The following is a 25,841-nucleotide window of genomic DNA, read 5'->3' on the forward strand; positions in this document are numbered from 1 at the left end:
TCTGAAATGACGTAGTGGAGATTTTATCTTATTGTGACTGGCATCTGTTCACAGGAGCTGGTGGGATGATGGAAAAAAATATCGCTGCTGCACATGATGCGGCCTTTAAAGGATTTATGGCGCAAATAGAAAATGCTCGGGATTTTTTTGAGATCCACCTGCCTGAGCATCTCCGCTCTTTATGCGATTTTGACACGTTGTCGCTGACTAATTCATCATTCATAGATAAACAATTACGTTCTCGTTTATCTGATGTGTGTAGTGGTTTAATAAATTTGGCCACCTGAACAGAGGTGATATGCTTACCTCAGAACAACACAGGTGCCTTAATGAAAAAACGAAATTTCAGTGCAGAATTCAGACGTGAATCAGCTCAGCTGGTTGTGGATCAGAACTATACAGTTGCAGATGCCGCGAAAGCCATGAATGTCGGGCTTTCCACCTTGACGCGGTGGGTAAAGCAATTACGGGACGAACGGGCAGGCAAAACACCGAAAGCATCCCCTATCACGCCGGAACAAATTGAGATACGTGAGCTGAAGAAAAAAATTCAACGTATTGAAATGGAAAACGAAATATTAAAAAAGGCTACCGCGCTCTTGATGTCAGACTCCCTGAACAGGTCTCGGTGATCGGGAAACTCAGAGCGCATTATCCTGTGGCCACTCTTTGCTGCGTGTTCGGAGTTCACCGCAGCAGCTATAGATACCGGGAAAACCGGCCTGACAATCCGGACGGCAGGAGAGCCGTATTACGTAGTCAGGTTCAGGAGCTGCACGGCCTCAGTCATGGCTCAGCAGGAGCAAGAAGTATCGCTGTAATGGCAACACACAGGGGCTTCCGGATGGGACGATGGCTTGCCGGACGGCTAATGAAGGAGATGGGGCTGGTGAGCTGTCAGCAGCCTGTTCACCGGTATAAACGTGGCGGTCATGAACACATTGCTATCCCGAACCACCTTGAGCGACAGTTCGCAGTGACAGAGCCCAATCAGGTATGGTGCGGCGACGTAACGTATATCTGGACCGGTAAATGCTGGGCATACCTGGCCGTTGTACTCGACCTGTTCGCAAGGAAACCCGTGGGCTGGGCAATGTCATTTTCACCGGACAGCAAACTGACCACCAAAGCGCTGAAAATGGCATGGGAAATACGAAATAAGCCATCCGGGCTCATGTTCCACAGTGATCAGGGTAGCCACTATACAAGCAGGCAGTTCCGACAGTTACTGTGGCGATACCGGATAAAACAAAGTATGAGTAGGCGTGGTAACTGCTGGGATAACAGTCCGATGGAGCGCTTCTTCAGAAGTCTGAAAAATGAGTGGGTGCCGGTGACCGGCTACATCAGCTTCAGTGAAGCAGCCCATGCAATAACGGATTATATCGTCGGGTATTACAGCGAGGTCAGGCCGCATGAATATAACGGTGGATTACCACCAAACGAATCAGAAAACCAATACCGGAAAAACTCTAAAACCGTGGCCAATTTTAGTTGACCACTACAATCTATGGAAGTAGCCCTCTCTGATTCGGGTAAGTCAAAGGTCATTCCGGCTTCAAATCCAGTATTGAAAATTTTCTCTATAGTCTTTCTTTTTGCTATCGCTTTTTTTAGGTCACAATCGAGTAAAGAATCTACAAACTCTTCTTCTAATTCTATATTAAGCTTAGGAACGCAAACAAAACCATATTTTTTAGATAAAATAGATTGAGTTTTTATATCTCCAGATTCTAATGCAGTATGAAATAAGTTCTTGTCCGCATCGGACATTTTATTTACAAGACGTAAAAAATCATTATATCCATTATCATTTTTATTTTTCATTAGAACACCTTTCTTTATTATCTAGTAATGCAAATAGTAGTTTTCTTTTTTCGCTATCTGGTAGGTTTGAGATAGTTTCAAATAGTTTTTTATTTAAGCTAATATCATCATCAATCAATCCAGCATGTTTTAATATTTCGCGTTCAATCTTCTCTGCAGGTTCGCGTAGCTCATCAGCCGAAAAGTGTAAGTAACCCTGTGTAACGTCAGCACTTCGTAGGGTTCTATGGTTCATTAGGCGCTTTAGGATATAAGAGCCAACACCCACCAGCTCCGCTATACTTCCAAATGTTCTACGTGCATCATGACATTTGAACTCTATAGGATGATTATTATTAATAGTTGTCGCTGTTACAATTTCTTCCATGACTCGACGTGGATCGGTAACTGCATTGCCTTGAGCATTAGGAAATACAAATAAACTATTTTCATGGCGTGATTTTAGTTGGCTTCTAAATACCTCAAGCAGGGTATCAGTAATTGGTAGCTCTAATGGATCTCCGTTCTTGGTTTTATCAATCCAAAAATATCTCCCAGCTAAATTAACTCTATCCCATTTCAGGCCAAATATTTCAGAACGCCTTAACCCTGTAAATAAAGCAACTTTAAGAGCGTCACAAACTGATATAGCCATTGTATCGAGGTTATCTACCCCTTTAGCCCTAACAGAATCAACAGCCACCAGCCAGCGACCTAAATCATGATTTCTGATACGTTCTGTTTTTCTGGTTAAACCATGCCATTGACGCTTAGAACTGAGAACTTTTGTAGGGGGATCGGGTAATATGGTATTGCCTTCCTCGTCACGATAATGATCATGAGCGAACCGGCATACAGCCCTAAGAGAGCGTCCCCATAAATCAGCTTGAGCAGAGCTACCCACGCCAACACCAGAGCGTAAAGTGCTTTTATCAACACCAAACCAAACGGAACCTTCTGTAATTGCCTTGTGGCGAAGTTCGACCCTTTCACGGGTAATACTGGCTATTTGGTTATCGAGCCAATCACCAGAAAAATTAGTGAGTGTAGAGGTGTATTGTTTAGCGGTTTTTTCCTTGAGCCTATGCCCCCTGTTAGAGATGTAATCATTTAGAGCCTGTCTCAATGTTATAGATAGCTTTTGTTTGGTTCGTTCAGCCTCGTTAGGGTTGATACCAGTTATAGCAACCTCGCCAAGCACCTCTAAGGCTTTAGCTCTTGCATTGTCTACTGTAAGTTCAGGAAAACGGCCTAGGGTAGCTCGAATGAACTTACCTTTACGTTTACGAGAAACGCAGAAGCTTTTAATGCCGCTGGCACCAACTCTTAAACGTAAACCATTTACTACAGTGTCAGCATATTCAACCTGCTTACCTTGAGGGGCAGGGGGAATAGTCTCTATTTTACTTTTGGTGAATTTGAATGATTCCATTGAACCCCCAGACCAATAAACTAAGGTATCCTAGAAATCGTTTGGTTTTGTACTAGGATACCTATAGGATACCCTAGAACGGTAATTAGGGGTATTTTTAAGTAATATAGGGTATATGGCGAATGAGTTAAATGGTTGAAATTATACGAAAAGTATTTTTAGGTAATTTTCACACAAGAAACTCATAATCGATTGGTCGCTGGTTCAAGTCCAGCAGGGGCCACCAAATTTTAGCTGTTAAATCAGCATATTAAGCCACTTTGAAAGAAGTGGCTTTTTTGTTTTTATCGCTTATTGACGACAAAATGTCGACACGGTTTTATTATCGTGTGAGTAAAAGAAGGTGATCTTGATAGTTGAAGGTACCGATCACTCGGCTAATATAGCCATGTATTGTTTAACCAAGCGTACCTATGCGTTCTGCAATTAAAGGCATTAATTTTGAACTATCTACATCGGTGACAATTGTGCATTTAGGTTTGGTAACTTTATTTTTTGTACTATTAGTCACTAAGCTATGACCAAATAGGGTCTTGGATCCACATTCAATATAAATATTCCCTTCTACGGATGAAAATATCTCTGGTTGAATAAGATAAGCAATAACACATGGGTCATGTAGAAATGGATCAAACTCTGCATATTTGCGAGACATTGCTGCGGTAATTTGAGCAATATGGCCTTGTTTTTCTAATGAGTTACAAAGACCAGATCGAATATCAGCTTTTGTGGTGACATCAAGACCCAACATGGTGACATGGCGGGCATTTTCAAAAACGATATGCGCAGCGTGTGGATCGACATAAAAATTAAATTCCGCCGCTGGCGTGACATTTCCTTGGGTGAATGCCGCTCCTCCCATCAATACGATATCTTTTATATTATCGGCTAACCTTGGTTCTTTGATCATTGCTATGGCTATATTGGTTAGAGGGGCTATTGGGCAGAGTGTTATTTCACCAGGGTTTGACATCACAGTATCAATGATAAAGTCGACTGCGTGGCCTGAGTGTTCAGGGTAATTTGATTCAGGTAAAGGAATACCCGCCAGACCGTCTTCGCCATGTACATCTGTGTGATTGCTACATTTTGTCATAATTGGATGTGAGCAGCCTTTAACTAAGGGAATATCAGGCCGTTTTACCAATGCTAGCAGTCGTTTCGCATTATTATGAACTCTATCTAATCCAACATTTCCCGCGACAGTCGTAATGCCAACTAGCTCTATTTCAGGTGAAGCAAGTGCTAAAAAAATCGCGACGGCATCATCAACGCCTGGATCACTATCAATAATAATTTTATGCATCAGTAGCTCCTCAGTTTATATTTATACAAGATATCCAGCATAGCAATTAATAAATAATTGGGTGATTAACCATAAATTCTATTTTTTTATTGTTAATCTATTACTTTTACTGTGATGGGGGTGGAAAAATATCTTTTTTGCGGCAGATTTATGATTTTTGGAATACTAATGCTTTTATTTCTATCATGAAACTGACATTGTGAAAAAATACGATATTACTCAAGTTTTAAGTTGTAGTTTGGATAAGTTAGAGCAAATAAAACTTTATTTTTCTTCACTTAATCTAGATTAGAATTAAACGTTTGATTAATTATTAAGGAATTGGAACTGCTTCATTTTTATGACTATAAAAAATAGGGTTTTTATTTCTTACTACCTAGGGAAATATTGCGATACCATTAAAAATATTAGTAATATCAATGTACTAATTTTCGGTTTTTATGATTGTTAATGCGAGTGCTATATCCAATTGAATGATTCGCGATCATGGTCAATTTCTCTGTATTATCATATCCACTCCTTGGGATATTTAGATTTCATCATCAAGCAGATTGCCATTAATCGATACAAAAACACTAGCCACGATAAGAAATGGCTAATGTTTTATTAGAGATTTTTAGTGGCTAGTTAATTCTTTTTAAAAAGCATGCGACTAATATCGCAGAGCATATAGAGCATAGCAACGCAAAACTAATAAAGACGACCATATTTGTTGAGTTGACTAGGATATAACCACCAATTGCTGGGCCGAGCGCCATTCCTCCACCAATAACTAGATTGATGTTATTCATTAACCTACCACTAGTATCTAACTGAGAAACCGTTGCCATAATAAAAGGTAAGACAAAGGTCCAAGTAAATTTAAACAAAAATGCGGCAATGATAAAGCGAGTAACTACGGGGGAATCGAGTAACAATAAAATGCTGGCAATTAATAATCCATAACCTAAAAAAACTAATTTATTGGTTTTAAACTTACTGGCGATGGCTGCTGCTATCATTGAACCAATGATCCCCAATACGGTCGCAATAGCTAAAACTCGACCATTTTCTTCGGCGTTTAAGCCACTTTTTTCACCAAATAGACCAATAAAGGTCCAAACTTGGCTAAGACAGATATAGAAAACTAAGATAGCGATGATCGCCATTGTCTTATTAGCAACGTTATTTTTAGTATTGACCATAGCTGCATTTTGCGGTTGCTCCTTTTTAACTACTTGATCTGGAAATGCTTTAATTAAAGGAAAGGATACAATCATCAAAGCTGCTAAAATAAAGTAAACAATACGCAAGCCAAACTGTTCAAATAATGGTGGTAGCGCAAGTAGCCCAAGAGTACCTAATATTAATTGTCCTAGTACCCAAAAAGCATACATGCGACTTGGGTTTTCGGTTTTCCCTGCGCAAGAAAGACAGATGATCATTAAAGTACCGCCAGCTAGAGATGCGATGATACGAAAAATAAATAGCGCCGCATAAGTGGTTGCAAATGCAGAAATCAAATTACCAATAATAAAAACAATAATTGATAACACCGCAATTCTTTGCCAGTTAATACGGTTGATCCAATACCAAGCAGGGATAGTTGCAAAGCTCATGGCGCCTAATTCAGCGGAGAATAGATAACCGATTTTATCAGCAGAGAGCTGCCATTGGGAGGCCAGCTGACTGGCAACAGCAGGCGCTGTCATTAAAATGCCTGGAGCAATCGCTGCAAAAATAATAATTGCTAACAATAAATTCAGCGAAGATTTTAGAACAATTTTTTGGGGAATATCATTGACTTCTTGTGTGTGCAGCGATTCGTTCATTTTGGCACCTCGTCAATATAATAAGTATTGCCAGTAATATATGTTAATAAAAAGTTAACATGCGTTGATGATTTTAGAGCCAAATTACCTAAAGTGACTATCATTCTTAAGAACGAAAATCAGATGGTTTTTTGTTTTTAAACGACGATTTACTGGCGGAGGAAATAACAGGTGAGCTAGTGAGCCCTAATTAGGACTCACTTATAGATAGAAGTTAAAAAGGAGGGCGAGATTGATTTTCGAGTGCAAAGCAGGCTTTCTCTAAACCGCCTTTACATGCGAGTTCAAAATAATATCGAGCCGCGTAGGGGGATGCGTTTTCAACTTCTCCTTTTTGCATTAACCAACCAAGATTATATTGTGCATAGGCGTTACCTTGCTCGGCGGAGCGCATAAACCATTTTTGTGCTTGTTCAACAGAAGCAGGAATGCCATCACCTTGATAATAGATTAAGCCAAGGTTCAGTTGGGCATCTTTATCACCTAAATCCGCTGCTTGTAAAAAGTATTCTAATGCCTTTTCTTTATTTGGTGTTCCTGATTTTCCTTGCCAATAAAACCATCCTAAATTATTTAGTGCATAAGGATTATTTTGTTCTGCGGCGGCTTGGTACCATTTTAAGGCTTCATCTAAATTGGGTTGCCCTGCGGCACCATTTTCATACAGCCAGCCAAGCATGTTTTGTGCTGATGCATGCCCTTGTTCCGCGGCGGCTTGAAACCATTTCATGGCGGATTGTTGTGATGCTTGACTCGTTTCACTTTCTTCCATATATAACCAACCTAATTGGTGTTGTGCGTCTGCTTCACCTTGCTCGGCAGCAAGTGTCAGCCAATGTAGGGCTTGGCTGCGCGATTTTTCAACCCCTTCACCTTTTTCATAAATTAACCCTAGCTGATATTGAGCAGGCACACTTCCTTGCATCGCAGCTTCTTTAAACCAATGAATTGCTTCTGTCCATGATTGCTCAACCCCTAAACCTGATTCATAAAGTGCAGCCAAATAGAGTTGAGCTTCCATATTATTTTGTTCTGCGGCTTGCTGAAAATATTTAGCGGCTTGGGAATAGTTAGGTGGATCAGACTTGTAAAATGACAAGCCTTTTTCAAAATCTTTAGAGGTATCAATTAAAGTCAAAGGCGCTTCTGTATTTTGTCGTTTCTCTTTTTTTGATTCATCTTTGCATCCTGTGAGCATTAATGCACTTATCATCGAGATAATTAATATTATGGTTTTCATTGCTATTCCTATTACTTGTTCGCTGTAGCGGCTATTACATCGGCGATACGTAAGGTGTACATGATTGATGCTCCTGGAGGGACTGCTGGTGCATAGCCTTCATCGCCATAGGCTAACTCTGGTGGAACAATAAAGGTAATTTCCCCATGATTTTGTAAGTGACTAATTGCTGATTGAAAAAGAGGTGGATAACCCTCTAGTGGTAGTGTGAGTGATTTATTTTGTAAATCCATATCACTCACCACAGTGCCATCTAATAGTGATTCTTTAACCACAATGCTGATCATATCGGTTGCTTTTATTTTTCCTTGTCCGAGATAGTTTATTTTATAGGAGTAGCCGAGCGAGTCAGACATAACACCTTTCTGCTTTGACCAATTGGCCAAAAAGGTTTTGGCGAGCTGTGCTTGCTCCTTTTTTTTAGCATCACGGTTTTTTGCGACAGCAGAATCTGAGGCGATAAGCGCTGTATGTAGCTCAGTGGGGGAAAGTAAAATATGACCTTCAATTGCATCAGTGATCCCCGCTAAATAAGCTTTTTTATCCATATCTTGACCGAATGATTGGTTTTCTTTATGGATAGTCATGGCATCTTGACCAATGGCAATGCCTGCGGCATAAGCTTGTTTTAAGGCTTCATTATTCTTCAGTTGCTCAACGGGTATAGGCTGTTTAGTCGCTAAGGCTTGTTCTATGGCTATTTTTTGTGCTTTTTCTGACTCTTCAATACGTTGACTCAATAATTTAATATTGTTATTCAAATTAAGATTTTCACTATTTGATTTTTTTAGTGCATCCTCGACTTGTTGCTTTAGCTCTTCTTGCTGCTTTAATTTTTGTTGTATGTTCTTCTTATTCAATAAAAACAATAGATCATTATTAATCTTATTTAATTTTACTTGTAGAAGCTCTCTTTCTTGTTGCTGTAAACGAATTTTATACTGACGCTCATTGATGGTTAATGCTTGTATTTGTCGATTTAACATTTTTAATTTCAATTGTGGTAACTGAATGCCACTTAGGTCGCTATTATAAGGCTGGTTGCCTTCCATACCTTGCTTTATTTTTTTTTCTTCATAGTCATTAGCAAATTTTAATAGTCCAGGTAGCTGATTTGCGTTTTCTTGTGATAATGAAGGAAGTGGTAATGTTGAGAAAAATACTAAGGCATAAATAGTACGGTAAGTAACTCTATTCATAATAAACTCTCGAAGATTTGTTAGGTGATCTTCATTTAATGATGTGTTTTTGCTATAGATGGTAATAAGTATCAATTAAATGTAACTGTATCAGAATATAAATTAAAAAATAAAGTTTCAATAAAAATAAATTTTCTGTTTTTTATAATCCTGAATAATCATATTTATTTAAATAATATTATGGATATTACAAAATATTATATCTTAATATGAGAATGGGTAAATAACGTAATTATCATTAAATAATTGATTTTATTATATTTATTTTTGATTTTGGTAGCTGACTAATATTGTGATACGTAATGATAACTAGGTACTAATACTTAAAATCTGAATATTTATGAATTTCAGAGTTAATCACCTACTTTTTATTCTTTTTTGGATTTAATTGGATTATAAATCTGGTCTTATTTGTATGCTCTCAATGTGAATATTGAGTTTACCAATGTTAGTGTGTTTTTCTATGTGTTGATACTCTTATTTTGGATATTTTATGTGTAGAGGTAACTGCTTGAAGAACATTGCTTTATTTGATTTTGGTACGCGAGTGAAGTAAATTTAATCCGAACCAAGCAAGGCAAAAAATAATTTTGTGCAAGCAGGCTTTAATAAATGAAGTTGGTTGTATCAGGAATTAGGAGCCTAATATGATAGTGGAACAAGAAGTGTCAAAAAGTATTTTTATGGCAGCAGTAGGAAAAGAAATTTTTCGCTTAAGGAAAAAAAGAGGCTTAACAGGAAAGCAGTTAGCTGAAAAATTAAATGTCTCACAGCAACAAATATCTCGATATGAAAGAGGTGTATGCAATATAAATGTAGATACACTCTTTGTTATATTGCATGAGTTAGATTGTAGTTTAAGTAATTTCTTTAGTTCTGTTTATTTAAATATTAATGATACGGAAAAAGATGTAAGTACTCATTATATTAATTTGTTTTTGCCACCGGCACCTTACTATAAAGGTGAGAATGCCCTATCAGCAAAGATGAGTAACCTAGTCGGCTAATGTTCTATTAGAGACTAATAAATTATTTAAAGTTTGTATTTAACTGAGAATAAAGAAAATACTTTCTGTTCTCAGAAGGTATTCTATTTATTTTTATCCATTAAAAATAAATATTAATTAATTATTTAACCAAGTGGGCTAATTAAAAACCCACTGTATTTTAACGTTCATCGTAAAGGCGTAACAACATGAAAAAGATTATTTTAGCAACCCTGATTTCTGGCGCAATGAGTGCATCTGCTTTAGCGGTTGATGCAGGTACTGTAACTTTTAACGGTTCAATCATCGAAGCACCATGCTCTATCGCTCCAGGTGAAGAAAACCAAACTGTTGAACTGGGTCAAGTTTCTAACGTGACTTTAGAAAAAGGTGGCGAATCTTCAGCTCAACCTTTCTCTATCAAATTAGAAGGTTGTAACTTGGAAAAAAATAACCAAGTAACTATCACTTTCGCGGGTACTGAAGCAGTTGATGGCGAAGCTGCAAACACTGGCCTACTGCAAATCACTGGTGATGCAGCTGGCGCAGCAGTTAAGATCATGAACTCTTCTAGCGCACAAATCAACGTGAATGCTGGTAGCACTCAGAACTATGTTCAAGGCAGCAACGAGCTGAAATTCCAAGCAGCTCTGAAAGGTTTAGCTGGTGCAACAGTTGTTCCAGGTAACTTCTCTGCGGTTACTAACTTTACTTTAGCATACAACTAATTGTTAAAAATTAATGTATGTGTGTCATGAAGTGCCTAGGCACTTCATGACTTATTCAGTAATGGAGGTGATCGTGAAGCGAACAGGACTGTTAAATGTAGCGCTATTATCAATCGGTGCTTTTGGGGTAAATCTTGCACAAGCCGCGCCAGAGGAAATATGGGGCAAAGTTAATATGCAAGGTAGCATCGTTGATACCGCTTGTGCCATTGATACTGGCTCTTATGAGCAATCTATTGATATGGGAATTTTACCTATGGGTCTGTTACGCCAAGTTGGACATGGCCCTGTACAACCTTTTTCGATCACCTTAATTGGTTGTCAGTTAACGCCTAAAGACGGTGATAACTGGCAAACCTTTTCAGTCACGTTTGATGGTCCAGCAAATGGCCAATGGTTTACCGTTTCTGGTGCAGCAAAAGGCGTTGCGCTGTCATTACAAGATGCATCAGGGCAAATCGTACAACCGGGTTTAGCGACACCAAAACAAGAAATCAAACCGGGTAATCATGTTCTCAATTATGGTTTAAGACTGGTATCAGATGAAACCCCATTACGTCCAGGGGAATACCAGACAGCGATTCGTTTCAAATTGGATTATTACTAATAAAAACGCTGATTTTTCCTGATACTGACTTTTAGGGATGTTACTTATGTCTTTATTTAACGCTTATATGCCAAAGCCTCGTTTATTAAGCGTGGTGATTGCTTTTGCCCTCCATGGGGCTGCACTGCCAGCTTTGGCTGCGGAAACCATTCAATTTAATACCGATGTATTAGATTTAGAAGACAAAAGTAACATTGATTTAAATCAGTTTGCACGTGCAGGGCATATTATGCCCGGTACTTATTCATTAACGTTGAAAGTTAATGATGAAACACTGCCTGAAATTCAAGTGCCATTTTATGTGCCTGAAAATGATCCAGAAGGGAGTGTCGCCTGCTTATCCCCTGAATATATCAATCAATTAGCACTGACTTCATCATCATTAAAAGATTTGACATGGTGGCATGACGGGCAGTGTTTAAACCCTGAAAGCTTACCGGGTATGAAAATTCGTGGTGATCTGGCTACGTCATCTTTATATGTGAGTATTCCGCAAGCGTATATGGAATATACGGCGCCTAACTGGGATCCACCATCACGTTGGGATGACGGTATTCCTGCGATTTTAGCCGACTACAATATTAACGCTAATGCTAATAATTCCTATCGCAAAGGCGGCAATAACAGCTATCAAGTTAACGGTAATGGGGTTGTGGGGATTAACGCCGGAGCTTGGCGTTTACGTGCCGATTGGCAGGGACGTTTAAGCCATCAAAATGGTAAAAACGCAGGAACAGATAAAGATTTTCAATGGAACCGTTTCTACGCTTATCGTGCAGTTCCAACATTGCAAGCTAAATTAACGCTGGGTGAAGATTATTTAGAATCGAACATGTTTGATAGCTTTCGGTTTACGGGGGCTAGCTTACGTTCAGATAACAATATGATCCCACCTAGTTTACGTGGCTATGCACCTGAAGTCACAGGCATTGCTAAGACTAACGCAACAGTCACGGTGAGCCAGCAAGGTCGCGTATTGTATGAAACGCAAGTTGCGCCTGGGCCATTTAGGATCCAAGACCTGAGTGATGCTATCAACGGTAAACTTGATGTCACGATTAAAGAAGAAGATGGTTCTGTACAAGAATTCCAAGTTGATACGGCAAATCTACCGTACTTAACGCGTCCGGGTCAGATTCAATATAAATTAGCTTTAGGTCAACCAACTAATTATGACCGTCATAGTCAAGGTAATAGCTTCTTAACAGGGGAGTTCTCTTGGGGTGTCAACAACGGTTGGTCACTGTTTGGTGGGAGCTTAAATAGCCAAAACTATAATGCCTTATCGGCAGGTATCGGACGTGACTTACTGGCCTTTGGTGCCGTTTCTTTCGACGTAACGCAGTCTTTTGCACGTTTACCGGGTGAAAGCACCATTAGTGGTGGTTCATACCGCGTTAACTATTCAAAACGTTTTGAACAGTACGATAGCCAAGTGCAGTTTGCGGGCTATCGCTTCTCTGAACGTGACTTTATGTCAATGTCAGATTACTTGAATGCAAAAGAAACCGGTGTACGTTACGGCGGAAGTAAAGAGCTGTATACGATCTCCGTTAACAAAAACTTCCGTGACGCGGGGGTGTCTCTGTATGCCAACTATAACCACCAAACCTATTGGGATCGTCCAAGTAATGATTATTACAGTGTGATGCTCTCGAAGTATATGGATATTGGCTCGATTAAAAATATCAGCATTAACTTATCAGCAAACCGCAGTGTTTATAACGGTGTGAATGATGATAGTGCTTATCTGTCACTCTCTTTCCCTTGGGGAAATGCGGGTAGCGTTGGTTACTCATTAAATACTAGCCGTAATGATACCACTAACCGTGCGACTTATTATGACCGTATTGATGACCGTACGACCTATCAAGTCAGTGCAGGTAGTAGTCGTTATGGCGCATCAACCAGTGCATTCGTTAACCATCAAGCAGACATTGCTCGGGTCAGTGCTAACGCCAGCTATCAACATGGTCAATACAGTGCCTATGGTTTATCGGCATCAGGTGGTTTTACCATGACGGCTGAAGGTGGTGGCTTCCATCGTGTGAACTCGATGGGGGGGACACGTATGGTGGTGGATACTGATGGCGTCGCAGGCGTACCAATCAAAGGTTTTGGGGCTCCAGTAGAATCTAATATGTTTGGTAAAGCGGTCGTGGGTGATGTGAACAGCTACTACCGCAGTAAAGCACAGATTGATTTGAATAAACTGCCAGATAACGTCGATGCACAGCAGTCTGTGGTGCAAGCCACTATGACCGAAGGTGCAGTGGGCTTCCGTCGCTTTGAAGTGGTTGCAGGCCAAAAAGCGATGACAGTCCTGAGTTTAACGGACGGTTCGCACCCACCATTTGGTGCGCAGATCAAAAATGCTAAAGACCAAAATACGGGAATTGTAGGTGATGCGGGTAGCGCGTATATCAGTGGGATTAGCCCAGGTGATGCGATGACGGTAACTTGGGGAGATGATAAATCTTGTCAAGTAATATTCCCAGCACAACTAGGCTCTCTTGAACAAGCATTATTGCTTCCTTGTACTCCTATCGTAGGAGCAAGCACTAAACCACAAGATATAACACAGCGTTAAGTTTGCTTAACTGTCCATTTTAATGTAAATCCGTCGCCCGAAGATTGCTTCGGGCAACAAAAATAGGTTGCTACAGCATGAAAAAGATAACTCAACTCAGTATCGTCGCAGGGTTAACAAGTCTTCTCCTGTGTTCTTATACTGCGCAAGCCGCGGTTTCTATGGATCGTACACGGGTTATTTTTGACGGCGGTCAAAAATCCATCTCGTTAAATATTTCTAATAACAATAAGCAGTTACCTTATTTAGCACAAGGTTGGATGGAAAACGCAGAAGGTGAAAAAATCAATTCACCATTAGTGGTATTACCGCCGGTTCAGCGCTTAGAGCCGGGTAAATCAAGCCAAGTCAAAATTGAAGCATTGCCCGCAGCCAATATGTTGCCAAATGATCGTGAGAGCCTGTTCTACTTTAATTTGCGTGAGATCCCACCAAAAAGTGATAAGCCAAACACATTACAAATTGCCTTACAAACTCGTGTAAAGCTGTTTTACCGCCCGAAAGCGATTATTCCAGAAAAAAATGCAGCACCAGCTCAAGATAAATTAACGTTAGAAAAACAAGGTGAAACGGTCATTCTGAAAAACCCAACACCATACTATGTCACTGTTATTAATGCAGGGGCAACAGCAAAGTCTGATGCAAAAGAATTCACCCCTGTCATGGTTGCTCCTTTTGGAAGTGAAAACTTAGGTGTCAGCGCGAGTAAGTTGGGTAACTCACCTGTGTTGACTTATATCAATGATTACGGTGGTCGCCCTGAGCTGAATTTCCGTTGTCAGGCAGCAAGCTGTCAGGTTGTTCCTGAAACAAAATAAACAATTATCTCAGGCCTGTCGGCATGAATGGAAAGGAGAGAACCATGACTCAACAACATTTAACTCAGCGCATCCGCAATAGTCTTTTAGTGGGTTTATTTATAGGCGTAAGCAGTACTTCTGTTTTTGCTGCGGATGATAACCGTGCTTTATATCGCCCGACTGATAATTGGAATACCGATGGTCAAAATGGGGTGTTATATGTTTCGGGTTCTCTGACTGAAAGTCCATGTCGATTGGCGATGACCTCTAGTTACCAGTCTGTGTTATTAGGTAATGCCGAAACAGCCGATTTTAAAGGTAATAATGGGCAAGGACGCCCAATTCCTTTTCAAATTGAATTACTGGATTGTTTAGAAACGCCGACTTCATTAGAAAATGTTCAAACAGGGCAAACGGCTTGGAGTTCAACACAACCTGCGGTGAAAGTGCGCTTTATCGCACCAACCGTTCCGTTTATGCCGAATTATGCTCGAGTGAATGGTGCACAAGGTATAGGGCTAGAGCTTAGTGATAGTCAAGGCCAAACATTGCCATTAGGTCAAGAAAGTAACCCTGTGTTGCTCGCTTCTGGACAAGATAAATTGACCTATTATGTTACGCCAGTAAGAACCACTGGGCCATTAGAACCCGGTGCGTATTCAGCACTGATCGCTTTTGAAATGATTTATGAGTAATCGGGAGCTGACGATGAAATCAAGAAACCTTATTCGACATGCCATTGCGGGTCTCACCGCAGGCGGATGCTTATTCGCCAGTGGGCAGAGCGTTGCAGAAGTGTTTACCATTCAAGTGAAAGTGACTGTGGTGGAAAAAACCTGTGAAATCTATGGTCCTAGAGAAGGGCAACCTGTTCAAGTTATTTTTCCAGATATGATTATTAATCAGATTGATGGGATTTCCTATGGTCGTACACAGATTAATTACAATATTAAATGTGAAGAGGATAACCCAGCTATAAAAATTCAGTTTACCGGAACGGATGCACGTAATACTAACACCAGTTTTGCTGCGGGTATGTTAAAAACCACGGAAAACGACATGGCCATCAAAATTTTGAATGGTAGCCAACAACTAAAACTGAATGACTGGTTGCCTTTTCGATATAACAGTAAACCAACGTTATATGCCGTTGCCGTCCCTAGTAACACAGGGGGAATTAGCGGGGGTGAGTTTACAGCATCAGCCACATTGAGCGTGGAGTATCAATAATGTTTAACTTACAGAAGCCACGAAATCAGTTGTTGGGCTTAATGGGGATTCTATCCCTTTTTAGTGCCAGTACACAGGCCATTGAAGTGAACTTTAAAGGTAACTTAATTGATAACCCGCCTTGTGATGTTTATGACGCTAATGGTAAAAACCAGCCGATAAAAATTGACTTTGGCGAAATTGGGATTACCGATATTGATGAGCTTAATGTTAGTCACAAAGGTAATTATCAGCAAAATTTCACACTGACGGTGAGTTGTGGTGCCGGCCTTGGCAATTCAGTTGCGTTATTTATGGAATATAAAGGAGTGCCTGCAAACTTCTATAAGGGTGCGTTATGGACCAGTCAAACCAATCTGGCTATTTATTTAGAGTCTGATGGCACGGCAGTGAAACCGAATGACGGGTTAAAAGTGGTGATGTCGAGTAATGGCACTAAGCAAATACCTTTTACTGCAACACCTATCCGTAATAAAGGGACGATGCCTTTAGAAGGTGATTTTACGGCAAGTGCAACTGTTGAAATGCTTTACCCATAGGAGAAAAATAATGAAAACGAATTGTCTATTGGGAGGTTTTTTAGCCGTTTCATTGGTGGCATTACCATTAATCAGCCAAGCGGCTGGACCCAATAATATTGAATATAGCGGTAAGTTAGTGGCTTTGCCGTGCACGGTACACCCTGATAGTAATTATACCAATGTTTACTTTGGCGAAAACGTTAATATTAAAGATTTATATACCGGTGAGCGTGGTGAATATAGTGATCGTACTCTTCAATTTAAATTAGAAAAGTGCAATGCCTCATTAGGCAAAACGATTTCAGCCAGATTTACTGGCGATGCAACACCAGATGGTTTATTAAAGTTTGATTCAAACAGTGAAGCTTCTGGCGTTGTGATTGGTTTAGAAACAGGGACAGGGCAGGCATTACTGATTAATGATGCCAAAGTTGAACCGATTTATCCAATTAGTAATGGTGATTTGACTATTCCTATTCGCGCTTATTTAAAAGCGGAACCTGCTGCATTGCAGAATAAAAGTATTAAGCCCGGTTCATTTTATGCCACGCTGACTTATACTTTGGTGTATGAGTGACACCGGAGAAGATTTTTTATGATTGTTAGCTCGCTTTATTATTGAAAATGTTAGATTACATTATTGATATTAAAATATTTAGTTGATTAAATATTATATATTTCTAGTGCAGAGAAACTTTGTTATAAAATGCAATTTTTTATTAAATATATTAAAGATCTTGGTTTGAAGCTAGGTGAATGATGATTTTTAGAGAGCGATTAATAATTAACGTAATTATTTCCATTTCTATAAAATGAATGTTATTTCAAATAAATATATTTTGTTATAAGTTGATTGTATTTATTTTAGGGTACTAGAATAAGGCCATTAAATATGTTTAAAAAATTATTTTTATTGTTATTTTTTTGTTCTACGACACCATCGTATGGGCAAGTCATAGTTGCTGATGTCACGACATGGGATTACAGTGAAGAGGGTCATAATTATTATGGTTGTATCCGTAGTGATAGTCCAAATGGTTATGATAATGGTATACCTTATTGGATGTGTCGATTCACATTCAACGGAATTACAAATTCAGGTCGTCCTTTAATTGGATTTTATGCGCCTTCTTCTATTCAACGTGATCAGGCCCCATGCAAAGTCACGCTGAAATTTCGGAGTAATGGGTGGTGGTCTTCTACGGATCTGGACTGGGGTGCTAGGATTAAAATGGCAAGTTGGACTTCACCTCCTAAAGGTTTTATTTTGTCTAAGGAAGGAGAGTATACAAGTGCTTCTTCACAATTTACTAATATGTCGTGTTCAGAAGTTGCGCCACTATTGGGGGCTGATTTAGGTTCTTTTTATTTTTCTCGGGGAGAAACTGTTGGAACAGTAAAAGTATATCAAGGTTATAATAATCAGGGTTCTGTTAATCTTGAAATTTGTCTGAATGGTGATTGCGGAGAAACTGAAACTAGAGCTGGTTTTACTCCTCCACCTCCAGTTTCATGCTCTACCAGTACCCCTGATAACCTAGATTTTGGTGTGATGAATATCAAGACTGACCCAGTTGTAAAGGCAACAAGTAGCTTTGATATACAGTGTACTTCTGATGCATCTATAAGAATCGGTGTATCTTGGACGGGAGCAAACCCGATATTGTCAAATAGCTATCAGGATGAGATCCCTTATAGCTTTGAAATTTGCGATAATAAAATGCAATGTAATAATTGGGTTACATCAGGAACCTCTAATGTGTGGGAATATAATTTGAAAGATGGTTCTAAGAATATGAAGCTAAATGCTAAAATTGTCAGCTCTGACTCTTTCAAACCCGGGGAGTATCAAGGCTCATTATTGCTAACTACTTATTTCTATTAAGTTTAAAAGTTTACTTCTATAATAATGGGGAGAGTTTTTCTCCATTATTAATTTCATAAGAACTCACTCTATCCTTTGTGTTAATTATTTTTTATGTATTTATTTTATTACAATTAGAATCTCTAGATAAGGATTGTTTATGATTCTATTTTATGTGAAAAATATTTTAAAATTACATTTAAGGTGTAAAATTAAAATTAGTAACTTAAATTTTCTTGTAATACGACAAGATGTAATTATTGATTTAACTTAAAATAGCCAGTCATATCAGATCTACTTGTTATAACAGGCTAAATTATGGAAAAACAAATCATAGATACTCTCATGGAGTTAACCTTTCGTGGTAATGATGATGTCAAAATTGCAGCGATCTCTGCATTGGGTGATTATAAAGCCACAATAGAACAGCAAGAGGCTGTTGTTAGATTAATTGACTTATGCAAAGACCCAAACAAAGGAGTCGCGATTTTATCGATTCTACCATTAATTATACTATCTGGATATTTTGGACAATCATTAGAACAAAAAGATTAATGTCATTAATTAGATATTGATAATTTGAATAGTAATAATATTATGATTTTAAAAGTTTAAAATTAACTTCATAGGAGTGATATATGGCGTTTATTAAAGATTGTAGCATGTTTATTTATCATTGAAAGGCGTTTTTGATTACATATAGTTTATTGTTTCATTGAGTTCGCTTAATCCTTTTTTCTCATTTCGTAAATGATTGCTTAGTTTTTATCACTAGTGACATTGTTGTTCAAAATGTTTTTAATTGTAATAATTTTGAATTAATGAAAATACTGAAATATCACTTTTAAAATTTAGTCATAAATGGATTATTTTGGATTTAATCTCTATTTTTTAAAGATTATCAAATATGGATTATTTGGTGAGCCACTATTAAGTGGGTTTATTAAATAGTGTACGCCATATTGTTGTTAAATGAAATTGCTCATCGTATTATGTTATTCGACTAACGTTTGATTTTAATTCTTTCTTCATTTATATTGGTATTAAATAAGTGATTGTATGATTATATTAACGCTTATTTGTAATGGGAAAGTCTTTAATATCGTCTTATCTCGATCATCTCTATTTCCTTGAATAGATTCAAGGGAAAATGCTTATTATCAATATAAATACTATCTACTATTTTATTTATTTAAATAGAATGTTTTTATGTCTTTATGGTAGGAAATCAATATGAAAAAATTATTACTAGTATCTTTATTAGCCTCGGCTACTCTGCCTGCTATGGCCGCTGATTCTGTCGATATTTCTGTTATCGGAACCATTAGCCCTACTTCTTGTGTACCAACGGCATCAGGTGGTGGCGTTGTGGATTATGGAAATATTAATCCAAATTCACTGAATGCAACCGGTCCAACTGTATTGCCTGCAAAAACAGTTAATTTATCAATTAGTTGTGATGGTGAGGCTTATGTAGCATTACGTGCTAATAGTAATCGTACAAACACGGTTACAGACACTAATGGTGCCGAAAATATATCAGGTAGTGCAAAAGTTAACCAAGCAGTAATTGATGCAGGTTTAGGTAAAAATCAACCTAATGGTTTGGGAAATGTAACAGAGCCTCATGCTGCTGGTTTAGGCTTAGCTAATGGGCAAAAAATTGGTGGCTATATGCTGAACTTGCCTGTAACAAGTATCACATTGGATGGTGTTGATGCCGCAGTTCGTTATTATTCTACAGGTACACCAACTCAAACTTCTTCATGGAACAAAATGTCTCCAGGTGTTTCAAATGATGGAGATTCTTTATTGCCCGCAAGCGCTGCTTACTTTGGCTATAACTCTGATGCAGCCGCGGCAGTTCCACAAAAATTTAAGTTGATGAATGCATCGGTTGTTGTTCAGGCTTATATTACTGATAAAAGCGCATTAGATATTACTCAACCTATTAACCTTGATGGTTCTTCAACAATTGAACTTTATTATTACTAATTGAGAATCAGTTATTATATTAGGAAAATAAAATGAAGAAAATATTATTGGCGAGTGTACTAACCTCGGCTTCTTTATCAGGGATGGCAGCTGATTCAATAGATATTAAAGTTATTGGAACAATTAATCCAACAGCCTGCACACCATCAGCAAGTGGAGGCGGGGTTGTTGACTACGGTAATATTAAACCTTCAGCATTATCTGCAACAGGTACTACAGTACTTGATGTTAAAACATTAGCTTTTTCTATCCAATGCACTGGTGAAACTAATGTTGCATTAAGGGCTAACAGTAACCGAGGTACAGCAGCTGATGCAGGGCCAGCAAATACGACAGGTGCTTCAAAGTTAACTGATGCAACCACATTGAGCAATATGATTGCGAATATTCCTTATAGTGTAACAGTGATAAATCCGGATGTAATGGGATTAGGAACTGGATCTGATGGTAAGGATATCGGTGGTTATATGATGTTATTGCCAACTAGCTTGGTAACTTTGGATGGAGATATCGCTACTCGACGCTTTTATGCTTCCGGAACATTAGATAAAAATACGGTTTGGGGGGTTGAAAACAATGAGAGTTCTCATGGTGGTAGTATGAACTCCGCTGAAACGTATTTTTCTTATTCAACAGATAATACAGCGAGTAAACCACAAGCATTCAAGACCTTGTTGGGCACCCTAATTATTAGAGGGTATATTACAGATAAGTCTAATTTGGATTTAACACAACCAATTAACTTAGATGGTTCATCAACCATAGAGCTTTATTATTTCTAATTATATTTTTAATCTAAGGTGACTTGGTTTGTTTATACAAGTTACCTTTTATTCTGTGGATGACTATATGCCAGTAAAAATTTTTTCATTATTTATTTTTTTGTTTTTGAATATTACTTCTGCTTGGGGGGCCGGAATGGTTCCACAAAGTTCGATTGTTATTATTGAAGAAGAAGATGGAGAGGGAAATATTGATATCAAGAACACAGATAAATATCCCAGTTTATTAATTACCCGAATAGAGAATATAGAAGAAGATCCAGAAGAACTCATTACAGTTTATCCCCCAGTTGCTCGTGTTGAAGGTAATGATACTCAAACTGTACGTTTTTTAATTACCACAAAAGAGCCTTTAAAGGTTGAACGATTAAAACGTGCGACATTTGAAGGGGTACCACCTAAAAACTCAGATTTAGGTAAGGAAATTAATGTAACCTTTAAACAAAATCTACCTGTAATTATTCGCCCAGCAGGATTAGCTAGGAATTTAACGCCATGGAAAGAGTTAAATTGGAAAATAGAAAATAATCAACTTATTGTTAATAATCCTTCACCTTATATTGTACGTTTTATTTCTCCGAATGTTACTTTAATTCCAGGGGGGCAGACGTATACACTACCCAAAAGCTATATATTACCTCATAGCTCATTTTCATTGACATCTAATAATAAAGTAGAAAATGTTAAAGGAAAAAATGTGCGTATTTATCCCGCTACAACGTGGGGCTTTGCAACAGGTAAGTACTTTGATGCACTAGTAACAGAGTAATTGCTTAAAAAGTATAATCATAATAACATAAAGCGTAATGATAATATGAAAAAATATACGCCAACTGCAATTGCAATTTGGTTTAATATCCAACCTGTTATGGCAGCGGATAAAACCAATTTTGATGAGGAGTTTCTGCGCTCACGTGGTATTGATGTTGCAATTGCTGCACAATTAGCTAAAGCTCCTGCTTTTTTACCAGGGAAACAGGAAATAAAAATTTATATTAATAATCAATTTAGAGTCAATACTGAAGTTGATATTAATGAACAGGGCGAGCCTTGTATTAACTCTAAGTTACTTGAAACGATTGGATTAGAAAATCGATTGTTATTGAGTGGCGAAAATGACTGTTTGGATATTAGGCAGTTATGGAAGAATGGTGAAATAGTTCAAAGACCTAAGAAACAAGAATTGTGGTTTTTTGTGCCTGAAAGTGTAGTTTTAATTAATTATAATGAAAAAACAAATTATACCTATGGCGGAAATGGCGCTATAGTAAATTATTCTACAAATTATATGGGAGGATCTGGTAGCAACAATGATATGTATTATATAAATACAGAGGCTGGCATTAATACTGGCAATTGGTTGCTACGCAGTTATCAAATTTATAATCACTTATCTGAGTCTGATTTTATTCACCAATATGCTTATGCTCAAACAACATTAGAAAAGCAAAAAAAGAATTTGCAAATAGGACAAATAAACCTAAATAATAGTGTAATTGGTGCATCTCGAGTGATAGGTCTTCAATTATTTCCTGAAAACCAACTTGAAACTAATCATAGCAGCGGTGCTATTGTAAGTGGTATCGCCGCAGAATCATCTATGGTTGAAATATATCAATCTGGTAGATTGATATATAATACAGCCGTTCCTGCTGGCCCATTTGAGTTATCTCAGTTTTCGTTAGTTAATCGGACGGCAGATTTACATGTAAAACTAAAAGGGGTTAATGGTAGTGAACAATCATTTATTGTTCCTTCAACAACTTTTTCTAATTTTAGTACACATTATAATACAGGTTATTCGTTTGGTATTGGACGATATGATGAGCCTCATGCAGATAATAAACCATTCATTATTTCATTATCAAAAGGGTGGGGAATTAGTCATCACTGGGGAGTTCAAGCTGGAACCGTACTATCTACGGATTATTATTCACTAGGTCTTAACAATGCCATTAAACTGTCACCTAACACATTTTTGGCATTCAACACTGATTTTTCCCATGATAATAATCACGCTTCCACAGGAACTTTATTTTCAGGTTCATTATCGTATCTATTGTCGGAGCAAGTTTCGATAGGTGCTAACACATTAGTGCAAAGTAAAAATTATCATTACCTCAGTGATGCAACGCGAAAAAATGAAAATGATATCAATAATAGACAAAAACAGTTGGGTAGCGATATTAATTGGGCGACCGAAATAGGAACATTAAGTTCTTCAGTCGGACGAACCTATACTCAAGATAATCAATCTCAAGACTATATTAGTTTTTCTTGGAGCCAAGCATTTTCTGAAAATATTACGCTAAATACGAGTTATCAGCGTACTTATAATATCGATAATGTATATGAAGATACTGTATTTTTACGTTTAAGCATTCCTCTTGACCGCGCCAATATTTCATCTTGGGTTACTCACGCAAATAATTCAAATCGTTGGGGAGCAAGATATAACAACTATGTTGACCGTGATAGAAATTGGGGGATTGCTTATGAGTACAATGATAAACAACATTATCAGTCTGTTTCAGCGAATCTGCATACAGTAACTCCTTATGCTCAATTGGGAGGGAATATTCGTCGCGATAATGAGCAACAAACAAGTTGGGGGGCTTCATTAACAGGGGGTGTTGCATTAGTTAATGAAGGTATTTTACTCTCTCCTTATGAAATAAAGGAGACGTTTGGTATTGCGAAGGCAGGGGATCGGCGCTATGTACGGATCGATACAGGAGCTGGGCCTACTTGGACGAATGGAAATGGTTATTCAGTTATTCCTAATCTCAATGCTTACCAACAAAATGCAATAAAAGTTGATCCAAGATCTTTATCACGACAAAGTGATATTTTAAATGCCTATAAAACAATTACACCTGCAAAAGGTTCAGTTGTACCGGTGCATTTTACGGTTATTGAATCTCGTCGTGTTCGTATAAAAGCTAATTTTTCAGGGAAGCCATTACCACAAAATAGTGTTATTCGTGACGAAGCGGGTAATTTTTTAACTTTATCAACTCAATCAGGGCAGTTTTTTTTGGGGCAAGCAATACCTAATATGAAGCTGATTGTTGAAACACCAGAAAAGAAATTTTGTGGGATAAAGCTTGTACTACCGAATGAACCAAAAGAACAAGTCTTATACGAAGAGGTAAACGTACAATGCCATTAAAATTAGCCTTTAAAAGACAGTATGTTTTACTGTTTTTAGGAGTAAATATATTTATCTATTCCTCAAATGTATTATCTGAAAATGAAATTAAAAATGATTGTCAATTAGTGACCTCTCAGGTTAACGTTGATTATGGGCAAATATCACGAGATCAAATTAAACAATTATCGAATGGGCAAGGAGAATTACCTAGTCGGCAGGTAGTAGCAAAATTAATTTGTCCACAAAATGTTGAACCGATTATTAAAATACAAGATGTTACTGGCATTGATAATTCAGATTTTAAATATGGGCAAGCTGGCATATTACAAGTTACCCTTAATGACTTTAGAGTTGATGGAATAAGCACTCCTGCGACTATTGTTCGTAATAATACTTATCAATCATTACCATTATTAAAGTCAGGCGATGAAATTCGACCTAAAAGTGCTGTTGTTGGTAAAAATACTGAACTTGTATTCAATATTACTCCTAGGGTGGCTTCATCAGATATAACTAACCCTAGTTTATTAGAGCAATCAGGGCAATTATCATTATTTTTCGCACAGTTACCATCGAGTAATGTTTTAATTACATCAGGCCTGAAGGCCATTGCATGTACGCCTGTCGTATCAAATGCTGGTCAGATTGATTACAGTACAATTCATTTGGGGGAATTATCTAATAACAAAATAACTGTATTACCTGCCCGAACATTAAATTTGACAATTGCTTGTGATGCATCGACGAATGTCGCTATCCGAGCAAGAAGTAATCGACCACATTCGACACCCAATGCTACGAATGAAAATGAAATAGGAAGCTCAATAGTAAGCTCAGATGCCATGTTAGCAGGATTAGGTAAAAATCTTCCTCTAGGCTTGACTGATATAACGCAAGCTTTTGTTGTTGGGTTAGGAAATGTTAATAATCAAAAAATAGGTGGGTATATATTAAATTTACCTTTTACACAGACAAAATTAGATGGTAAAGCAGCTAAAGCGAGATATTGGACCCAAACGGAGCCAAGTGCATCAACTTACTGGAACAAAGAAACTGATCTTAAAGGCCATGGGGGAAGCTTAATAATGGGTTCTGCACCTTATATTTCATTTGGTTCTGATGTTAACTCAGCATCTCCATCACCATTTAGGCATTTTGAAGGTATTTTAATTATACAAGCTTACATTACTCATAAGATGGATTTGGACTTGACGTCTCCGTTACATCTTGATGGCTCATCAACTATAGAATTATATTATTATTAATGGTATTTAATAATTTATTAGAGGAGTGATAATCATAAAAATCTAAATAAAACGTTTTTTTGGTAATATGCCAAAAATAATCTCTAAATGGGTAAAGGCATCATTAGCTACTCAATTGACTTCATAATAAAGTGAGATGTAATGGGTTATTTGATTTAAAATAACTAATTATACTTAATTTCTTCTTGTTATAACGAGTTGAACCATGGAAAAACAAATCATAAGTACACTCATTGGGTTAACCTTTCGAGGCAACGATGATGTCAAGATTGCAGCGATCTCAGCATTAGGGGATTATAAAGCGACAATCGAACAACAAGAAGCGGTTGTGAGGTTAATTGATTTATGCAAAGATCCAAATAAAGAAGTCGCTATTTCATCTATTCGCTCACTAAGTAAACTGTCTGGACATTTTGGACAATCATTAGATCGAAAAGATTAATATCATTAATTAAATTAATAAAACTTTAATGAGTAATTAATCGATTTTTATTTTTGAAAGTAAAAGTTAATTCATTAAAAGAG

The 25,841-nt window shown here is 37.7% G+C and carries 24 protein-coding genes and 1 pseudogene; 19 read left to right on the top strand and 6 right to left on the bottom strand.

Translation table 11 applies throughout. The annotated features are described in order from the left end of the window. Positions 1-65: 65 nt before the first annotated feature. Together SC428_RS05925 and SC428_RS05930 are read left to right on the top strand one after the other, a co-directional pair. Positions 66-257: pseudogene (locus tag SC428_RS05925) on the top strand (Rpn family recombination-promoting nuclease/putative transposase); the annotation flags it as partial. A gap of 72 nt (positions 258-329) precedes the next feature. Then, a protein-coding gene (locus SC428_RS05930; RefSeq protein ID WP_094963256.1) for an IS3 family transposase occupies positions 330-1,498 on the top strand; the annotation gives its coding sequence in 2 pieces (ribosomal slippage) (positions 330-579 and positions 579-1,498; 1,170 coding nt in all). Here the strand turns inward: SC428_RS05930 and SC428_RS05935 are convergent. The 6 genes from SC428_RS05935 to SC428_RS05960 form a co-directional block, all read right to left on the bottom strand. Beyond that, positions 1,396-1,827, bottom strand: a complete 432-nt coding sequence (locus SC428_RS05935) for a hypothetical protein (protein WP_318706306.1) — start codon at positions 1,825-1,827, stop codon at positions 1,396-1,398. The two genes, SC428_RS05930 and SC428_RS05935, sit on opposite strands and share 103 nt — an antisense overlap. Next, positions 1,817-3,238: a site-specific integrase gene (locus SC428_RS05940; protein ID WP_318706308.1), complete on the bottom strand. Its 1,422-nt coding sequence runs from the start codon at positions 3,236-3,238 to the stop codon at positions 1,817-1,819. The genes SC428_RS05935 and SC428_RS05940 overlap by 11 nt, the downstream gene beginning before the upstream one ends. 397 nt (positions 3,239-3,635) lie before the next feature. Then, a complete protein-coding gene (locus tag SC428_RS05945; RefSeq protein ID WP_140186522.1) occupies positions 3,636-4,544 on the bottom strand; it encodes a nucleoside hydrolase in 909 nt (302 codons plus the stop codon). A gap of 623 nt (positions 4,545-5,167) precedes the next feature. Continuing rightward, positions 5,168-6,355, bottom strand: coding sequence for an MFS transporter (locus tag SC428_RS05950; protein WP_140186524.1), 1,188 nt, complete (start codon positions 6,353-6,355; stop codon positions 5,168-5,170). Positions 6,356-6,569: 214 nt separating this feature from the next. Further along, positions 6,570-7,595, bottom strand: a complete 1,026-nt coding sequence (locus tag SC428_RS05955; RefSeq protein WP_318706312.1) for a tetratricopeptide repeat protein — start codon at positions 7,593-7,595, stop codon at positions 6,570-6,572. Positions 7,596-7,606: 11 nt separating this feature from the next. Beyond that, positions 7,607-8,794, bottom strand: coding sequence for an FKBP-type peptidyl-prolyl cis-trans isomerase N-terminal domain-containing protein (locus tag SC428_RS05960; RefSeq protein ID WP_318706314.1), 1,188 nt, complete (start codon positions 8,792-8,794; stop codon positions 7,607-7,609). A gap of 647 nt (positions 8,795-9,441) precedes the next feature. Here SC428_RS05960 and SC428_RS05965 point away from each other — a divergent pair. The 17 genes from SC428_RS05965 to SC428_RS06045 all read left to right on the top strand — a co-directional run bounded on the left by SC428_RS05965 (position 9,442) and on the right by SC428_RS06045 (position 25,758). After that, the gene (locus SC428_RS05965; protein ID WP_070928898.1) at positions 9,442-9,801 is read left to right on the top strand and encodes a helix-turn-helix domain-containing protein; all 360 of its coding nucleotides are present in this window, start codon (positions 9,442-9,444) and stop codon (positions 9,799-9,801) included. A 188-nt stretch (positions 9,802-9,989) separates the two neighbouring features. Continuing rightward, entirely contained in the window at positions 9,990-10,508 is a 519-nt protein-coding gene (locus SC428_RS05970) for a fimbrial protein (protein ID WP_318706318.1), read from the top strand. 73 nt (positions 10,509-10,581) lie between these two features. Further along, positions 10,582-11,115 (top strand): fimbrial protein, encoded by a 534-nt coding sequence (locus SC428_RS05975; protein ID WP_233445681.1) that lies wholly within the window; start codon positions 10,582-10,584, stop codon positions 11,113-11,115. Between the two features lie 37 nt (positions 11,116-11,152). Beyond that, the gene (locus SC428_RS05980; protein ID WP_318706321.1) at positions 11,153-13,705 is read left to right on the top strand and encodes an outer membrane usher protein; all 2,553 of its coding nucleotides are present in this window, start codon (positions 11,153-11,155) and stop codon (positions 13,703-13,705) included. A 77-nt stretch (positions 13,706-13,782) separates the two neighbouring features. Beyond that, positions 13,783-14,523, top strand: coding sequence for a fimbria/pilus periplasmic chaperone (locus SC428_RS05985; protein ID WP_070928895.1), 741 nt, complete (start codon positions 13,783-13,785; stop codon positions 14,521-14,523). A gap of 44 nt (positions 14,524-14,567) precedes the next feature. Then, positions 14,568-15,200, top strand: coding sequence for a fimbrial protein (locus SC428_RS05990; RefSeq protein ID WP_070928894.1), 633 nt, complete (start codon positions 14,568-14,570; stop codon positions 15,198-15,200). 13 nt (positions 15,201-15,213) lie between these two features. After that, the gene (locus tag SC428_RS05995) at positions 15,214-15,735 is read left to right on the top strand and encodes a fimbrial protein (protein WP_318706325.1); all 522 of its coding nucleotides are present in this window, start codon (positions 15,214-15,216) and stop codon (positions 15,733-15,735) included. After that, positions 15,735-16,274 carry a fimbrial protein gene (locus SC428_RS06000; RefSeq protein ID WP_318706327.1) on the top strand — a complete coding sequence of 180 codons (540 nt, stop codon included), beginning with the start codon at positions 15,735-15,737 and terminating at the stop codon, positions 16,272-16,274. Before SC428_RS05995 ends, SC428_RS06000 begins: the two co-directional genes overlap by 1 nt. Before the next feature lie 10 nt (positions 16,275-16,284). After that, positions 16,285-16,833: a fimbrial protein gene (locus tag SC428_RS06005; RefSeq protein WP_318706330.1), complete on the top strand. Its 549-nt coding sequence runs from the start codon at positions 16,285-16,287 to the stop codon at positions 16,831-16,833. Between the two features lie 315 nt (positions 16,834-17,148). Beyond that, positions 17,149-18,141, top strand: coding sequence for a spore coat protein U domain-containing protein (locus SC428_RS06010; protein WP_318706332.1), 993 nt, complete (start codon positions 17,149-17,151; stop codon positions 18,139-18,141). 297 nt (positions 18,142-18,438) lie between these two features. Then, entirely contained in the window at positions 18,439-18,675 is a 237-nt protein-coding gene (locus SC428_RS06015; protein ID WP_318706334.1) for a HEAT repeat domain-containing protein, read from the top strand. Positions 18,676-19,353: 678 nt separating this feature from the next. Next, on the top strand, positions 19,354-20,115 hold the full coding sequence (locus SC428_RS06020; RefSeq protein WP_070928889.1) for a DUF1120 domain-containing protein: 762 nt from the start codon (positions 19,354-19,356) through the stop codon (positions 20,113-20,115). A 32-nt stretch (positions 20,116-20,147) separates the two neighbouring features. Then, positions 20,148-20,897, top strand: a complete 750-nt coding sequence (locus tag SC428_RS06025; protein ID WP_283126052.1) for a DUF1120 domain-containing protein — start codon at positions 20,148-20,150, stop codon at positions 20,895-20,897. A gap of 67 nt (positions 20,898-20,964) precedes the next feature. Beyond that, positions 20,965-21,666, top strand: coding sequence for a fimbria/pilus chaperone family protein (locus SC428_RS06030; protein ID WP_283126051.1), 702 nt, complete (start codon positions 20,965-20,967; stop codon positions 21,664-21,666). A 45-nt stretch (positions 21,667-21,711) separates the two neighbouring features. After that, positions 21,712-24,069, top strand: a complete 2,358-nt coding sequence (locus SC428_RS06035; protein WP_070928886.1) for a fimbria/pilus outer membrane usher protein — start codon at positions 21,712-21,714, stop codon at positions 24,067-24,069. After that, positions 24,060-25,316 carry a DUF1120 domain-containing protein gene (locus tag SC428_RS06040; RefSeq protein WP_318706340.1) on the top strand — a complete coding sequence of 419 codons (1,257 nt, stop codon included), beginning with the start codon at positions 24,060-24,062 and terminating at the stop codon, positions 25,314-25,316. Before SC428_RS06035 ends, SC428_RS06040 begins: the two co-directional genes overlap by 10 nt. Positions 25,317-25,521: 205 nt before the next feature. After that, a complete protein-coding gene (locus SC428_RS06045; RefSeq protein WP_070928884.1) occupies positions 25,522-25,758 on the top strand; it encodes a HEAT repeat domain-containing protein in 237 nt (78 codons plus the stop codon). Positions 25,759-25,841: the final 83 nt, after the last annotated feature.

The organism is Providencia sp. 2023EL-00965 (assembly GCF_033550225.1).
GTDB classification, from domain to species: domain Bacteria; phylum Pseudomonadota; class Gammaproteobacteria; order Enterobacterales; family Enterobacteriaceae; genus Providencia; species Providencia manganoxydans.

What these genes read in the sequence shown, in the direction of transcription:
- SC428_RS05935 (WP_318706306.1), bottom strand. Translation starts at nt 1,827, where the DNA reads ATGAAAAATAAAAATGATAATGGATATAATGATTTTTTACGTCTTGTA.
- SC428_RS05940 (WP_318706308.1), bottom strand. Translation starts at nt 3,238, where the DNA reads ATGGAATCATTCAAATTCACCAAAAGTAAAATAGAGACTATTCCCCCT.
- SC428_RS05945 (WP_140186522.1), bottom strand. Translation starts at nt 4,544, where the DNA reads ATGCATAAAATTATTATTGATAGTGATCCAGGCGTTGATGATGCCGTC.
- SC428_RS05950 (WP_140186524.1), bottom strand. Translation starts at nt 6,355, where the DNA reads ATGAACGAATCGCTGCACACACAAGAAGTCAATGATATTCCCCAAAAA.
- SC428_RS05955 (WP_318706312.1), bottom strand. Translation starts at nt 7,595, where the DNA reads ATGAAAACCATAATATTAATTATCTCGATGATAAGTGCATTAATGCTC.
- SC428_RS05960 (WP_318706314.1), bottom strand. Translation starts at nt 8,794, where the DNA reads ATGAATAGAGTTACTTACCGTACTATTTATGCCTTAGTATTTTTCTCA.
- SC428_RS05965 (WP_070928898.1), top strand. Translation starts at nt 9,442, where the DNA reads ATGATAGTGGAACAAGAAGTGTCAAAAAGTATTTTTATGGCAGCAGTA.
- SC428_RS05970 (WP_318706318.1), top strand. Translation starts at nt 9,990, where the DNA reads ATGAAAAAGATTATTTTAGCAACCCTGATTTCTGGCGCAATGAGTGCA.
- SC428_RS05980 (WP_318706321.1), top strand. Translation starts at nt 11,153, where the DNA reads ATGTTACTTATGTCTTTATTTAACGCTTATATGCCAAAGCCTCGTTTA.
- SC428_RS05985 (WP_070928895.1), top strand. Translation starts at nt 13,783, where the DNA reads ATGAAAAAGATAACTCAACTCAGTATCGTCGCAGGGTTAACAAGTCTT.
- SC428_RS05990 (WP_070928894.1), top strand. Translation starts at nt 14,568, where the DNA reads ATGACTCAACAACATTTAACTCAGCGCATCCGCAATAGTCTTTTAGTG.
- SC428_RS05995 (WP_318706325.1), top strand. Translation starts at nt 15,214, where the DNA reads ATGAAATCAAGAAACCTTATTCGACATGCCATTGCGGGTCTCACCGCA.
- SC428_RS06000 (WP_318706327.1), top strand. Translation starts at nt 15,735, where the DNA reads ATGTTTAACTTACAGAAGCCACGAAATCAGTTGTTGGGCTTAATGGGG.
- SC428_RS06005 (WP_318706330.1), top strand. Translation starts at nt 16,285, where the DNA reads ATGAAAACGAATTGTCTATTGGGAGGTTTTTTAGCCGTTTCATTGGTG.
- SC428_RS06010 (WP_318706332.1), top strand. Translation starts at nt 17,149, where the DNA reads ATGTTTAAAAAATTATTTTTATTGTTATTTTTTTGTTCTACGACACCA.
- SC428_RS06015 (WP_318706334.1), top strand. Translation starts at nt 18,439, where the DNA reads ATGGAAAAACAAATCATAGATACTCTCATGGAGTTAACCTTTCGTGGT.
- SC428_RS06020 (WP_070928889.1), top strand. Translation starts at nt 19,354, where the DNA reads ATGAAAAAATTATTACTAGTATCTTTATTAGCCTCGGCTACTCTGCCT.
- SC428_RS06025 (WP_283126052.1), top strand. Translation starts at nt 20,148, where the DNA reads ATGAAGAAAATATTATTGGCGAGTGTACTAACCTCGGCTTCTTTATCA.
- SC428_RS06030 (WP_283126051.1), top strand. Translation starts at nt 20,965, where the DNA reads ATGCCAGTAAAAATTTTTTCATTATTTATTTTTTTGTTTTTGAATATT.
- SC428_RS06035 (WP_070928886.1), top strand. Translation starts at nt 21,712, where the DNA reads ATGAAAAAATATACGCCAACTGCAATTGCAATTTGGTTTAATATCCAA.
- SC428_RS06040 (WP_318706340.1), top strand. Translation starts at nt 24,060, where the DNA reads ATGCCATTAAAATTAGCCTTTAAAAGACAGTATGTTTTACTGTTTTTA.
- SC428_RS06045 (WP_070928884.1), top strand. Translation starts at nt 25,522, where the DNA reads ATGGAAAAACAAATCATAAGTACACTCATTGGGTTAACCTTTCGAGGC.